The organism is Streptosporangium lutulentum (assembly GCF_030811455.1).
Taxonomy (GTDB): domain Bacteria; phylum Actinomycetota; class Actinomycetes; order Streptosporangiales; family Streptosporangiaceae; genus Streptosporangium; species Streptosporangium lutulentum.
Genome location: NZ_JAUSQU010000001.1, coordinates 4,411,644 through 4,425,872, shown reverse-complemented (window position 1 = coordinate 4,425,872; position 14,229 = coordinate 4,411,644). Strand labels below are relative to the sequence as shown.

At 69.6% G+C, this 14,229-nt stretch carries 11 protein-coding genes; 2 read left to right on the top strand and 9 right to left on the bottom strand.

What is annotated here, in order from left to right:
* Positions 1–181 precede the first annotated feature (181 nt).
* The gene (locus J2853_RS19745; RefSeq protein WP_307560016.1) at positions 182–793 is read right to left on the bottom strand and encodes a TetR/AcrR family transcriptional regulator; all 612 of its coding nucleotides are present in this window, start codon (positions 791–793) and stop codon (positions 182–184) included.
* A 75-nt stretch (positions 794–868) separates the two neighbouring features.
* Here J2853_RS19745 and J2853_RS19740 point away from each other — a divergent pair, with 75 nt between their 5' ends.
* On the top strand, positions 869–1,708 hold the full coding sequence (locus J2853_RS19740) for an SDR family oxidoreductase (protein WP_307560014.1): 840 nt from the start codon (positions 869–871) through the stop codon (positions 1,706–1,708).
* A 257-nt stretch (positions 1,709–1,965) separates the two neighbouring features.
* Here J2853_RS19740 and J2853_RS19735 read toward each other — a convergent pair whose 3' ends face one another.
* From J2853_RS19735 to J2853_RS19720, 4 genes are all read right to left on the bottom strand, one after another.
* Entirely contained in the window at positions 1,966–3,078 is a 1,113-nt protein-coding gene (locus J2853_RS19735; RefSeq protein ID WP_307560012.1) for a substrate-binding domain-containing protein, read from the bottom strand.
* 63 nt (positions 3,079–3,141) lie between these two features.
* Positions 3,142–4,431 carry a multiple monosaccharide ABC transporter permease gene (mmsB, locus tag J2853_RS19730; protein ID WP_307560009.1) on the bottom strand — a complete coding sequence of 430 codons (1,290 nt, stop codon included), beginning with the start codon at positions 4,429–4,431 and terminating at the stop codon, positions 3,142–3,144.
* Between the two features lie 5 nt (positions 4,432–4,436).
* Complete coding sequence (mmsA, locus tag J2853_RS19725; RefSeq protein ID WP_307560007.1) at positions 4,437–5,984, bottom strand: multiple monosaccharide ABC transporter ATP-binding protein; 1,548 nt, start codon at positions 5,982–5,984, stop codon at positions 4,437–4,439.
* A 718-nt stretch (positions 5,985–6,702) separates the two neighbouring features.
* On the bottom strand, positions 6,703–7,755 hold the full coding sequence (locus J2853_RS19720; RefSeq protein ID WP_307560005.1) for a LacI family DNA-binding transcriptional regulator: 1,053 nt from the start codon (positions 7,753–7,755) through the stop codon (positions 6,703–6,705).
* Between the two features lie 62 nt (positions 7,756–7,817).
* Between J2853_RS19720 and J2853_RS19715 the strand changes: the two genes are divergently transcribed.
* Complete coding sequence (locus J2853_RS19715) at positions 7,818–8,774, top strand: ROK family protein (RefSeq protein ID WP_307560003.1); 957 nt, start codon at positions 7,818–7,820, stop codon at positions 8,772–8,774.
* A gap of 402 nt (positions 8,775–9,176) precedes the next feature.
* On the opposite strand, the gene J2853_RS19710 is transcribed toward J2853_RS19715, so the two are convergent.
* From J2853_RS19710 to J2853_RS19695, 4 genes are all read right to left on the bottom strand, one after another.
* Entirely contained in the window at positions 9,177–10,721 is a 1,545-nt protein-coding gene (locus tag J2853_RS19710) for an amidase (protein ID WP_307560000.1), read from the bottom strand.
* A 177-nt stretch (positions 10,722–10,898) separates the two neighbouring features.
* On the bottom strand, positions 10,899–12,812 hold the full coding sequence (locus J2853_RS19705; protein ID WP_307559997.1) for a Xaa-Pro dipeptidyl-peptidase: 1,914 nt from the start codon (positions 12,810–12,812) through the stop codon (positions 10,899–10,901).
* Positions 12,813–13,535: 723 nt separating this feature from the next.
* Positions 13,536–13,739 carry a hypothetical protein gene (locus J2853_RS19700; RefSeq protein ID WP_307559995.1) on the bottom strand — a complete coding sequence of 68 codons (204 nt, stop codon included), beginning with the start codon at positions 13,737–13,739 and terminating at the stop codon, positions 13,536–13,538.
* A gap of 37 nt (positions 13,740–13,776) precedes the next feature.
* Entirely contained in the window at positions 13,777–14,220 is a 444-nt protein-coding gene (locus J2853_RS19695; protein ID WP_307559994.1) for a VOC family protein, read from the bottom strand.
* Positions 14,221–14,229 lie beyond the last annotated feature (9 nt).

The window sequence follows — 14,229 nt, the reverse complement described above, 5'->3', positions numbered from 1 at the left end:
GCGGCCTGAGACGCGACAAGGCCTCCGCGGCGGATCCCCGCCGCGGAGGCCTTCGCGTGTTCGCCCCGCGGGTGCCGATCGATCATCCGTGGCGAGCCGGGGCCCGCTTCGGGGGACCTGCCGGATTGACGCTGACCTGCCGGCGCCTCGGTGCGGGTGGCCGATCCGCCCTCGCCGGCCGTCAGCGTGATCGGTGTGCCTCGCGGTCCGCGACGGCGATGCCCGAAAAAAGCGCGTCCACGATCCCGTCGGCCGTGCCGAGGGGGATGTCGATGTGGGCCAGGGCCCGGTGGAGGACGGCTCCGATCAGGACGTCGGCGACCGCGCGCACGGGGGCGTCGTCGCGGATCCGCCCGGTGCGGACGCCCGCCCGAAGACACTCGACCAGGGAGGTGTGCAGCGGGCCGGAGAACCGTTGGTACAACCGGTCCGAGACCTCCCGGTTCTCGGACGCGGCCGCGGCGAGCGCGCGGAACAGGGCGGCGTTCTTCGGATCGTCGAGGAAGTCCACGAGCGCCCGCAACCAGCTCAGCACGTCCGAACGGGCGTCGCCGCTCTTCGCCGGCTCGATGAGATCCGACAGGACGTACCCGTCGAGCAGGCACTCCGCGATGACGGCGCTCTTGGAGGGCCACCACCGGTACACGGTCTGCTTGCCCACCCCGGCGGTCGTCGCGATGCGGTCGACCGACAACTGCTCATAGCCGGAGGCGGCCAGCAGCGTGGCGGTCGCCGTGAGTATCGCGTGCCGCGCCTGCTCGCTGCGGGCACGCCCACGTCTTCCCGTCGTCATGGGCTCAAGCTACAGTGGGCAAATACGAGACTGTTTGTCTCGCAAATGCGTGGCTGAGAGCACGGGAGACAACTCATGCGGAAACGTGTCGTCGTCGTCATCGGCGTGGGCGGGATGGGCGAGGTCGTCGCCCGCCGCCAGGGGACCGGACACCTGGTCCTGCTCGCGGACTTCAACGAGGCCACCTTGGACAAGGTCGGCGAATCCATGAGGGACGACGGCTACGACGTCGTCACGCACCAGGTCGATGTGACCTCACGCGAGTCGATGCGGGCGCTCGCCCGGGCCGCGGATGCGGCCGGACAGGTCGTGCAGGTCGTTCACACGGCCGGCCTCCACGCGACTCAGGCACCGGTGGGTCCCATCATGGAGGTCGACCTGTTCGGCGTCGTGATCATGCTTGAGGAGATGGTCCAGGTCATCGCCGACGGGGGCGCCGGTGTGGTCTTCGCGAGCATGGCGGCCAACGCGGTGGTCTCGCTCACGCCCGAGCAGGAGGCGGCTCTGCGGACCGCGCCGATCGAGGAACTGCGCGGCCTTCCGTTCATTCAGCCGGACGCGATTCCGGACTCGGTCACCGGGTACGGGATCGCCAAGCGTGCCAACCAGCTCCGCGTGCAGGAGGCGAGCGCGGCCTGGGGTGAGCGCGGCGCCCGGATCAACAGCGTCAGCCCCGGGATCATCTCCACCGCACAGGGCCGGCGCGAACTGACAGGCGAACTCGGCAGGGGCATCCAGGCGCTGGTCGACGCGTCCGCGACCGGCCGCGTCGGCACACCGGAGGACGTCGCGAACGCGGTGGCGTTCCTTCTCAGCCCGCAGTCGTCGTTCATCACCGGCACCGACCTGCTCGTCGACGGCGGTGTCATCGCCGCGATGCGATCGGGCCGCCTGGCGCCACCGGCCCAGCCCTGACGCGTTCGATCTCCGGGGCGTGCGCGGGGCCTCGCGGAGGTCCGGCCGAGACCACCGGCCGTTCAGGGAGCGGGCGACGTCGGCCTTCTCCGCCCCGGAGAGGGGTCCGGACGTGAGCGGAAGATCAGGCCCGATCGGGCGACGTCGCCCGACGAACGACTGAAGGTCAGGCCCGATCGGGCGACGTCGCCCGACGAACGACTGTGGGTCCCCGGAAGACGGGGACCCACGATGTCGCCTGACCGAGCCGAGCGCCGCTACTCCTTCGTGAGCGGGGCCAGGTCGGGGTCGTTGGCGTACGCCTCGACGACGTTCGCCTTGGTCACGATCAGCGGCTCCAGCAGGTACGACGGGACGACCTTCACCCCGTTGTTGTACGACTTGGTGTCGTTGACCTCGGGAGCCTTGCCGGCCTGCAGGTCCTTGACCATCTGGATGCTCTGCTTGACCAGGTTGCGGGTGTCCTTGTTGATCGTGGAGTACTGCTCGCCGGCCACGATCGACTTGACCGACTCCGGCTCGGAGTCCTGGCCGGTCACCACCGGGATGTCCTTGCCGGCGCCCTTGACCGAGGTGATGATGGCGCGGGCCAGCGTGTCGTTGGGGGAGAGCACCCCGTCCAGGGTCTTGCTGCTGTAGGTGGAGGTCAGCAGCGAGTCCATCCGCCGCTGGGCGTTCTCGGCCTTCCAGCCGTCGGTGGCGGTCTGCTTGATCTCGGTCTGGCCGGAGCCGACCACCACGTCGCCGGAGTCGATCTGCGGCTTCAGCACGCTCATCGCGCCGTCGAAGAAGACCGCCGAGTTGTTGTCGTCCGACGAGCCGGAGAACAGCTCGATGTTGTACGGGCCGGTCGGCTTCTTCTCCTTCATGCCGTCGAGCAGGGCCTTGCCCTGAAGCTCGCCGACCTTGAAGTTGTCGTACGCGACGTAGTAGTCGACGCCCTGGGTGTTCTTGATGAGACGGTCGTAGGCGATGACCGTCGCGCCGGCCGACTTGGCGGCCTCCACCTGAGTGCTCAGCTGCGCGGCGTCGGTCGCGCCGATGATGATGACCTTGGCGCCCTTGGTGACCATGGCCGAGATCTGCGCCTGCTGGTCGGCGACGGTGGTGGAGGAGCCGGCGTACTGCACGTCGGACTGGAAGCCGGCCTCCTTCAGGCCGTTGGTGAACAGGTCACCGGCCAGGACCCAGTTCTGCGAGGTCTTCGCCGGCAGCGCGACGCCGATCAGCGCGTCGGCCGGGAAACCCTTCGCGGCCTCGGTCGAGCCGCCGGCGGTGGCGGTGCTTTCCGACCGCTCGGAGGAGCAGGCGGTGAGTGCCAGCAGCGCGATGGCGCCGGCCGCCACACCCCTTACGAGGATATTGCGCATTTTCAGGTGCCCTTCTTAGAAGTGTGACGGGGCGGAGGCTTTCCGCCCGTCGGTCGGTGGCCGTCAGCCGGCCACCGGACTCTTGCCGCGTTCTTCCCCTGCCCCGACGGGGGATGCAGGGTCGGTCGGTGTTTCCCGGCGGAATGGACGCGTCAGCGATTCGATGATCGAGAAGCGCCCCTGCTTCTTGTTGTAGACGTCGAGCGCGACGGCCAGCAGCAGGACCAGGCCCTTGATGATCTGCACCCGGTCGGACCCGACGCCCATCAGCTGCAGGCCGTTGTTGAGCACGGCCATGACGAGGCCGCCGACGATGGATCCGCTGATCGTGCCCAGACCGCCGGAGACGGCCGCGCCACCGATGAAGACGGCGGCGATCGCGTCCAGCTCCCAGCCGATGCCGTCCTGCGGCCCGGAGGCGGCGGAACGGGCGACGAAGATCATGCCGGCCAGGGCCGCCAGGATCGCCATGTTCATCATCACCAGGAAGTTGACCCGCTTGAGCTTGACGCCGGACAGCTCGGCGGCCCGGGCGTTGCCGCCGACCGCGTAGATGTGCCGGCCGCCCGCCGTGTTGCGGGTGATGAACCCGTAGACCACGACCAGGACGCCGAGGATGATCCCGGAGACGGGGAAGCTGGTCCCGATCCGTCCGCCGGCGAACTGCAGGGACGCGAACACCACCACGACGACCGGGATGGCGACCCGGATCACCGAGATCCACATCGGGGCGACGTCGGCCGCCATGTCCCGCCGGGTCCGGCGGGCCCTCCACTCCCGGACCACCACCGCCGCGCAGACGAGCAGGCCGAGCAGGAGCGTGAGGTTGTTGTAGCCGGTGTTCGGCCCGACCTCCGGCAGGAAGCCGGCACCGATGGTCCTGAACCCCTCGGGCACGGGGATGGTGTCGGCGTTGCCGATGAACTGGTTGCCGCCCCGGAACAACATCATGCCGGCCAGGGTGACGATGAACGCAGGCACCCCGACGTAGGCCACCCAGAAGCCCTGCCAGGCGCCGATGAGGGCGCCGACCGCCAGGCCGATCAGGATGGCCAGGAACCACGGCACCGAGTAGTCCTGCATGATCTTCGCGACCACGATGCCGACGAACGCGGCGATCGAGCCGACGGAGAGGTCGATGTGCCCGGCGACGATGACCATCAGCATCCCGATGGCCAGGATCAGGATGTACGAATACTGGCTCACCAGCGAGATGAGGTTGCCGGAGTTCAGCGTCAGGCCGTCGGTCAGGATCTGGAACAGCAGGACGATCGCCACCAACGTGAAGATCATCCCGAATTGTCGGGCGTTGGAGGTCGTCCCCCCGAACAGGGACTTCTGCAGTTCTTTCACGCGGCTCATGATGTCCGTGCCTTCTTCGCTGAGGTCATCTGCTTCATCAGGAGTTCTGGGTCGGCGTCCCCCCGGTCGATGTCGCCGGTGATGGTCCCCTCGAACACCGTGTAGATCCGGTCGCACAGGCCGATCAGCTCGGGCAGCTCCGAGGAGATGACGACGACGCCTTTCCCCTGGTCGGCGAGTCGCTGGATGATGCCGTAGATCTCGTACTTGGCGCCCACGTCGATGCCCCGGGTCGGCTCATCGAGAATCAGCAGGTCGGGGTCGGTGAACATCCACTTCGCCAGCACCACCTTCTGCTGGTTGCCGCCGGAGAGCGTGGTGACCGCCTCGTCGACGGTGGGGGCCTTGACGCGCAGGCTCTTCCGGTAGCTCTCGGCCGCCCGGTGCTCCCGCACCTGGTCGACCACGCCGTGGGTGGAGACCTTGGACAGCTTCGCGGACACCATCGAGGTCTTGATGTCGTCGAGCAGGTTAAGGCCGATCGACTTGCGGTCCTCGCTGACGTACGCCAGGCCGTGCTCGATGGCCTCCGACACGGACCGCAGCACGATCTCCCGGCCGTCCTTGAAGATCTGCCCGGAGACGTAGGTGCCGTACGACCGGCCGAAGATGCTCATCGCCAGCTCCGTGCGCCCGGCGCCCATCAGGCCGGCGAACCCGACGATCTCGCCGCGGCGCACGGTGAAGCTGGACTTCTTGACCACCAGGCGCTCGGCGGAGATCGGGTGCCGGACCGTCCAGTCGCGTACCTCGAAGAAGACCTCGCCGATGTCGGGGGTGTGGTCGGGGAACCGGCTGTGCAGCTCCCGGCCGACCATGCCCCGTACGATCCGGTCCTCGTCGACGCCGTCCGCCTTGAGGTCGAGGGTCTCGATCGTCCGGCCGTCCCGCAGGATGGTGATGGAGTCGGCGACCTGCGCGATCTCGTTGAGCTTGTGGGAGATGATGATCGAGGTGATGCCCCGCTGCCTGAAGTCGCGGAGGAGGTCCAGCAGGTGCTGGGAGTCGGCCTCGTTCAGGGCGGCGGTGGGCTCGTCGAGGATGAGCAGCTTCACGTTCTTGGCGAACGCCTTCGCGATCTCCACGAGCTGCTGCTTGCCCACGCCGATGTCCTTGATCAGCGTGTCCGGGTCCTCTTCCAGACCGACCCGGGCCATCAGCTCCAGTGCCCGGTGGTTGGCGACCTTCCAGTCGATCACACCGCCGCGGCCCGGTTCGTTGCCGAGGAAGATGTTCTCGGTGATGGACATTCCAGGCACCAGGGCGAGCTCCTGGTGGATGATCACGATGCCGGCGTTCTCGCTGGCCCGGATGTCGGAGAACCTGCTCTCCGTGCCCTGGTAGAGGATCTCACCGGAGTAGGTGCCGTACGGGTAGACCCCGCTGAGCACCTTCATCAGGGTGGACTTGCCGGCGCCGTTCTCTCCGGCGATCGCGTGGATCTCGCCGGGCCGCACCACCAGGTTCACGTCGGAGAGTGCCTTGACCCCGGGGAACTCCTTGGTGATCGAACGCATCTCCAGCAGGACGGGTGCGCCGCTCATGACCGGCTCACCCCGCTCAGGGCCCGTGCCGGACACGGCCGCGCGGCGGCGGGGGCGCCGTCCCCGAGCCGCCGGAGGGAGCCGCGCACGTCCGGTCGCAGGGGCCCGCGCGCGTCCGGTCGCAGGGGGCCACGCCGCGTCACCAATGACATTGTTGCCTCCGGGGTCATCAGTTCAGGCACCTTTGTCCGTGGCCTGAAACCTGTTTCGAAGATGAGGGGACTCTACAAAGCCCCGATTCGCTCATTTCTCGAACCATCCGCCTATTCGGGGCGGAATCAGCGTACGTCGACGCCTCGGTCGCGTGCCGTTACGGGCTGTGGTCGACCGCCGATGAGCCCCCGCCGCCTCGTCGTGGGCGGCCGGCGACGCCCGCCGGAAACGATCGCGCGGGGGCGCTTCGCCTCGTCGCCGCCCAACAGGCAGATCCGCGTCCGCATGGGGTTCCTGGCCGGATCCGGTGCCGTGGGAGGGAGAAGTCGGCAAGCATAACGATTTCGATTCCCTCCGATCAGCCCTGACATCGTTGTCAGGCAGGCAGCGGGTAGAGACTCCTCCCGCATTGCGGGGATGTCAACCAGGCCTGGCTTAATGTGTTCGTTTTGTAACGCACTTCACCATTTGGGGGGTTCTACCTCGCATGATCCGTTACCCGGTCCGCAGGTCCGGCCGGTGCGGCTCGCGGCCGGACCGTGGAGGATCGGCCGGGTGGAGACGATCACGGCGCATGGGCGGCCGCCCCCGCTTCGCGCCCGGCGTGGCGCGGCGGGATGCCCCGCTCCACCAGCTCGGTGGGGAGCACCACCGTACGGGGCCAGGACCGGTCTCCCCCGATCCGGCGGAACAGCAGGTCGGTGGCGGTCCGGGCCAGCTCGTGGGTGTCGTAGGCGATCACCGTCAGCGGGTACGGCACCAGGCGGGCCATGTCGAAGTCGTCGAACCCGAGCAGTGCGGCGTCGCTGCCGCGCCGGTGCAGTTCCTCGATCACGCCGAGGGTGATCCGGTTGTTCAGGCTGAAGAAGGCGGTCGGCGGATTCGGCCGGTCGAGCATCTCGGCGACGGCCCGGGCGGCAGCCGCCGGATCCCGGACGCCTTCGCGGACCAGCCCGGTGTCGTACGGCACGCCCGCCGGGGCCAGCGCGTCCTGCGCGCCGTCGAGCCGCTCGCGCATCGTGTAGACGCCGATCGAGTCGAGCAGGATCCCGATCCGGCGGTGACCCGCCTCGACGAGCCTGCGCACCCCGGCCCGCGCGCCCCCGCGGTTGTCGAGCAGCACCGTGTCGGCGAGCAGCCCACCGGCCGGCCGGTCGAGAAAGACCACGGGGATGCCGAGCTCGACCTCGGCGCGCAGGAACGAGTGGTCGTCACCGGCGGGCACCACGAGCAGCCCGTCGACGCGGCGGGCGCACATGTCCCGCAGCAGTTGCCGCTCGCGCGCCGGGTCCTCCTCGGAACTGGCGATGATGAGCATCATGTCGTGTTGCCGGGCGATCTCGGCCGCGGCTCCCGCGATCGTCGCGTAGAACGGGTTGGCGATCTCCTCGATCAGCAGCCCGATCGTGGCGGTCGCCTGCCCGGAGCGCAGCGAGCTGGCCAGGGGATTGCGGCGGAAACCGAGCTCGGTCACGGCGGCGAGCACCCGCTCGATCAGCTCGGGCTGGACGTGCGGCGCGTTGTTCACGACCCGGGAGACGGTCTTCAGGCTCACCCCGGCCCGAGTCGCCACGTCCGCCATGGTGGGCCGCCTCGTACGGCCGACGTCGCTAGCCATGCGTGAACCATACAGGTACCCGCCCGCTATCGTGACAACGTTGTCCGAGCCCTAGGAGTCCCATGTCCGATCTCGCTCTCGCCGTCGACATCGGCGGAACCAAGGTCGCCGCCGCCCTGGTCACCGCCGACGGGACCGTCACCGAGCGCCGGGTGCGGCCGACGGCCGTTTCCCCGGACCCCGAGGCGGTCTGGCGGCCGGTGGCCGACCTCGTCTCGGAGGTGCGGGCGGCGGCCGGCACGGCGCGGGTGGCCGGCGTCGGAGTGGGCTCGGCCGGACCGATCCACCTGCCGGAGGGCTCGATCAGCCCGGTCAACATCCCGGCCTGGCGCCGCTTCCCGCTCCTGCACCGTCTCGCCGAACTGGTCCCCGGGGTCCCGGTCCGGCTCGCCGGCGACGGCAGTTGCGCCGCGGCGGGGGAGCACTGGCGCGGCGCCGGGCAGGGCGTGGACGACCTGCTGGGCATCGTCGTCTCCACCGGCGTCGGGGGCGGCCTGATCCAGGCCGGGCGCCTGGTCGCGGGCCCGAGCGGCAACGCCGGGCACCTCGGCCACGTGGTCGTCGACCTCGACGGCGTTCCCTGCCCGTGCGGCGGGCGCGGCTGCGTCGAGGCGATGAGCAGCGGGCCGAGCATGGTCGCGTGGGCGCTGGGCGCCGGGTGGCGGGCGCCCGTCGCGGCACCGACCGGCGTGGACCTCGCGGACGCGGCCCGGGCCGGCGACCCGTACGCGAGCGAGGCGTTCCGGCGCGCCGGCCGTGCCCTCGCGGCGGGCATCGTCTCGACGGCGGCCGTCTGCGACCTGTCGAGGGTGGTGATCGGCGGCGGTGTCGCGGCCGCCCACGACCTGCTCTTCCCGCCGCTGCGGGCGGCCGTCGCCGAACACGGCCGGCTGGCCTTCCTGCGGGGGCTGACGGTGACGACGGCGAGTCTCGGCAACTCCGCCGGCCTGGCCGGCGCCGGGGCCCTGGTGCTCGCCCCGGAGGCGTACGCCGGTCGCGGCGTCGCCTCTCTCACCTGACCAGGCCGGGCGCTCCGGGAGAACGAACGGACCGCTTCGACGAGGTTTCGCGATCAGTATTGACAACGTTGTCTTGGAGGAATCGAGCCGGCCGCGCTCTCGGAACCGCACGGAGGCTTCCGGCGTAAGGACGACATGAGATCGTCGACCGCCTTCACCCCGGCCGTTCTCCGGGCGGGCGAGTCCGTACGGCACCGGAAAGCTGGGGGTGGGATGACCCTGGCCGAAAGGCGTGATCGAGGCAGACGCCGGCGGTGAGGGCGCGAAGGGCGGAGTGACCACGTCCCGGCGGGCGGCACGATGCCGCGGCGCCCGCCGGGACGCTCAGGCGAGCGTGCCGTTGGGGGGCTCGCTCGCGCATTCATAGAGGAGACGGGCCCCGCGGCAGGCGAGGCCCTCGGGTCAGGGCAGCGTCGGCAGGTACGTCGGCGGCTTGCGTACCTTGGTCGCCTGCTCGAACGCGTATCCGAGGGCGATCAGGGTCGGTTCGGAGAAGCGGCCGCCGAAGAAGGTGACGCCGAGCGGCAGGACGTTCCTGGCATGGCCGGCGGGGACGGTGATCGCTGGGTAGCCGGAGACGGCCGCGGCCACGGACGAGGACACGAATCCGGTGAAGTCATCGCCCTTGACCAGGTCGGTGAGCCAGGCGCCGGAGTTGGTCGGGGCGAACACCGCGTCGAGCCGGTTCGCGGACATCGCGGAGTCGATCGCCTGCCGGGCGAGCGTGGTCGCCTTCTTCCTGAGCGCGAGGTATTCGGGGTTGTCGAGGTCGCCGGTGGTCGCCTGCGCCTGCTCGAACAGCTCCTGACCGAAGTAGCGCAGCTCGGTCGAGGCGTGCCGCCGGTTGAACTCGATCAGCCCGGCCAGGTCGCGCGGGTGCCGTCCCGGAGTGGCGGCCAGATAGGCGTTCAGGTCGTGCTTGAACTCGGTCAGCAGGGCCGTGAACTCGGGCTCGCCGACCTGGTCCATTCCCTCCAGTTCGAGGTTGTCGACCACGGTCGCGCCCTTGGCCCGCAGCGTGGCGACGGCGGCGTCCAGGGTGGCCAGCACCTCCTGGTTGTCTCCCGTGACCGAGCGCCACACGCCGATGCGCTTGCCGGCCAGCGCGCCCGGCTTCAGTGCCTTGAGGTAGTCGCGGTTGCCGCCGGGCACGGTCGCGGGGTCGCGCCGGTCCACGCCCTGGATGGCCGAGAGCACGGCGGCGGCGTCGGTGACGTTCCTGGTGATCGGGCCGGCGGTGTCCTGCTGCGCCGAGATCGGGACCACTCCGGAGCGGCTGACCAGGCCGATGGTGGGCTTGATGCCGACGACGCCGTTGACGCCGGCGGGGCAGACGATGGAGCCGTCGGTCTCGGTGCCGATGGTCACCGCAGCCAGGCTCGCGGCGGCGGCGACGGCCGAGCCGCTGCTCGAACCGCAGGGGTTGCGGTCCAGGACGTAGGGGTTGTTGGTCTGGCCGCCGACCGCGCTCCACCCGCTGGAGGAGGGGCCGGAGCGGAAGTTCGCCCACTCGGAGAGGTTGGCCTTGCCGAGGATCACCGCACCCGCGTCGCGCAGCCGCTGGACCAGGAACGCGTCGCGTGCGGGCCGGGAGTCGAGCAACGCCTCCGAGCCGGCGGTCGTACGGAGTGGCCCGGTGGTGTCGACGTTGTCCTTCAGCAGGACCGGGATGCCCTCCAGAGCGCCGCGCGCGCCGTGCCGCCTGCGCTGGTCGCTGCGCTCGGCCTCCTTCAGCGCCAGGGGGTTGGTCTGGACGACCGCGTGCAGCATCGGGTCCACCGTGCGGATGCGGTCGAGGTAGAACCGGGTGAGCGACACCGAGTCGAAGCGCCTCCGATCCATGGCGCTCTGCATGTCGAGGACGGTGGCGCGGTCGAGGTCGAGGCCACGCAGGAAGGTGTCGGAGGGGCGCGGTGCCCTGTCGTGAGCCTGGGCCGGAGTCGCCATGGATAAACCTGAGGTAAGTACCACGGCCGATACCACGGCCGCCAGCCATCGTGGGGGGTGCATGGGGTTCATGGGGCGAGCGTAACGATGATCCTTTCTCTTGAAAATACTTTGTTTCGTCGAAGCCGGACCGGGCGGGCCGCCGGGTGGCGGCCCGCCCTGCCGTCAGGCTCGGGGTCAGCCGTTCACCGCGGTGAGCGCGGCGGCTCCGCCGACGAGCGGCAGCTTGACCGTGCTCTTCGCCGTGTCGAGGTGCAGCGTCGCGCCGGGGGTGGGCCGGATGGTGTACTCGTAGTCGCTCGACAGCAGCACGACGCCGATGCGGTGTCCCGCGGGGAACACATAGTCATGCGGCTGCATGTCGAAGTCGAGGTCGTACGAGTGGCCCGGCTTGATCGGCTCGCTCTTGGAGATGGACTTGCGGTTCTGCGGGTCCGTCCAGCCCCGGGTGATGATCTTCGCCTTGCCGTTCTGGTCGTAGTCGACGAGCAGCGCCGTGACGTTCGCGGCGGGCTGTCCGAAGGACATCCGCAGCGACACCTCCGGCGTGCCGCTGAGCCGGACCGCACCGGGCAGCGTCCCTGACTTGTAGGCCAGGCGGTTGGGAGACGTCGCGGCGTCGGCGAGGGTCTGCGCCCGCTGGGACGCGTCGTCGACGATGGTCTCGGTCACCGGCTTGCCCCGGCGGATCTTGCCGGCGGTGAGGACGCCGGCGGTCCCGTCCGTGCTGGGCGCCAGGTTGAGCTTGGCGTCCTTCGCGGACGGCTCAGGCCACTCGGGGTATTCCACCAGCGTCCTGTCCTCGCGCTGGATCAGCGCACGAGGGTCCTTCTCCACGCCGTTCTTGTAGTCCCACAGGTAGCGGGTGAACCAGCGGTTGAGCACGTCGACGCTGGGGGAGCCGCCGTGGCCGCCCTGGTGCAGGTAGATCTTGTGCGGCACCCCGCGCGCCTTGAGCGCCTCATACCACTGCGCGGCCTGCTTGGTCTTGACGTTCCAGTCGTTGAGCCCGTGCGCGACCAGCACCGCGGCGTGGACCTTCCGGACGTCGTTCATGTAGTTGCGCTCGTCCCAGAAGTCGCTGTAGTCACCGGTGACCCGGTCCTGCTCCTTCTCGAGCTCCTCGATGACGCTCCGGCAGATGTCCTTGTCCGCGCGGGTGTAGACGTACTCCGCGAGCACGTCGGCGTCCTCGCCCTGGTAGCCGCCGGCGGCGACCACCGCGCCGTTCGCGCGGTAGTAGTCATACCAGCTCGAGATCGCCGAGATCGGGACGATGGCCTCGAGGCCCTTGACGCCGGTGCTGGCGACCGCGTTGGGCAGGGTGCCGTTGTACGAGGTGCCGATCATGCCGACCTTGCCGGTCGTCCACGTCGCCTTGACCTCCTTGCCGGTGGCGTCGTAGGCCTTCGCGCGACCGTTCAGCCAGTCGACGACGGACTTCGCGCCGATGGTCTCGTTGGTCCCACCGGTGGTCGGGCAGCCGTCGGACTTGCCGCTGCCCAGCGACTCGGCGTGGACCACCGCGAAACCGCGGGGCAGCCAGTTGGACTCATGGCTGGTGCTGATGGCGGGCTGCGGGCCGGGGTCGGCGGAGAGCCTGCCGACGTCGGCCGCGTCGGCCGCCACGGCCAGCCGCTCGTCGGTCGCCGGGTCCTTCACCGAACCGCCGCGGTCCATCCGGCCCTTGCCCGGGCGGACCGCCTGGTAGAGCTCGTGGTCGACGTTGTGGTTCGTGATCTCGTTGCCACCCGCGTAGTAGGGGCTGGCCTCGTACACGACGGGCGACTTCAAGCCTGCCGTCTCGGTCTCCTGGAGCCGGGTGACCTCGGCGTGCACCCGGTCCTTCCGGCCGTCGCCGTCACTGTCGATCGGGGTTTCGACCCACATCTCCTCGCGGATCCAGTCGTTGCGGTTCGACGAGAACACCGGCTGGGCCATGCCGTTCTCGAAGACCGGTCCGACGGGGGCCGCCGCGGCGGCGGGGGCCGAGATCGAGGCAAGCCCGGCAAGGGTCATCGTGACGGCGAGCCCCAGTGCCGCGGCTCCGCGGCGTGCTGATCGCGGACTACGGAAAGCGGGTGGCGCCATACGGCCCACCCCCTGACGCGGCAAAGACATTGGCGAACCTTCCCAAAAGATCGATGCAAACCTGGAAAATCCAGACGGGAAATAGGTCAGTAGCTCCCAAAGAGGATCCCAAGAATGATCTATGCATTTCGAATGTCTTTTGGTGGCCGTTTTGTCTCGATCTTGTCTCGATCGCGGCATATCTGGCACGTGCCGAACACGATCGCGTACGGAGACACGGAGCCCGCGGCAGGCGGGTGGTCGATCGGCCGGGGCGGCGAGCCGGTGCCCGGCGAGGCGCACGCGACGGCCGGTCTCGCGAGACGGGCTGTCGCGTGCGGTCAGGGGGTGCGAGCGGTCAGAAGCCGGCCGGCAGTGCTTGCGTCAGTTCGCCGAGGAGCCGGCGATAGTCCGGGTCACAGGCCTCCTCCGAGGCGCGCGCCTCCGTCTCGCCGTCGAAGTAACGGCCGGTGGTCCGGGCCGGTCCGGGCGCGTGCGGTGGCCGGGATGGGCGCGGTCACCCGAGCTGGACCGGACCGGACGCCGTTCGCGGCAGCGGGGCGAATCCGTCCGGCTCGAATCCCCGCTGCGGTGAAGTTTTCGACTGTTTTGGCATATAGGTCAACCTTTGGGGCATATGGCGCGTCCGTACCCAGGAGGGAACGTGAAACAGATGGAGCCCCCGCTCTTCCCCTGCGGGGGCTCCATCTGTGTCCACGGTGGCGCTCGCCTTGTCGAAGCCGGCTACGGGAGACCGCGTCCGCCGGGGTCGGCCGGCCCGACGAGCCGGTAGCCGGCCTCGGCCAGGGTGCGCGTCATGTGCCGGGCGTACCACTGCGGCCAGCCGTCGTCACGTTTTCCGCCGAGCACCTCCGCCTCGTAGACGCCATGGGCTTCGGCCGCGCGGTTGAGCGCGTCGAGCAGGATGTCGTTCGTGGCCGGGTCCATCGTCGATCCTCTTCGTGTCGTCAGGGCCGGTGCCGGGTCAGCGCCCGGGGGCGCGGGTGACGATTTCCTGGAGTACCCAGCCGTTGCCGTCGGGGTCGCTGAAGGAGGCGAACGATTTGTAACTGCGACGCTCCGGGTGCGGGCCGGAGACGCGTCCTTCCGTTCCGGCGTGGTGGAACACCCCGTCGGCGTCGTGGAACACCTCGCTGATGTCGACGCCGCGCGCGGCGATGTCGGCCTGGGTGGCGACGATGTCGGTGACGACGAGGTGCAGGCCCTGGACGGAGCCCGGGGCCGCCGACGTGACCCCGTTGCCGATGATGATGGACGCCTCGGAACCGGGGGGCGTCAGCTGTACGACGCGGAAGTTCTCGCCGACGGCGAAGTCGGCGTCCAGCCGGAAGTCCAGATTTTCGTAGAAGGCCTTGGCGCGATCGACGTCGGAGACGGGGAGCGTCAGCACTTCGAGCTTCAGGTTCATCGTGTGTCC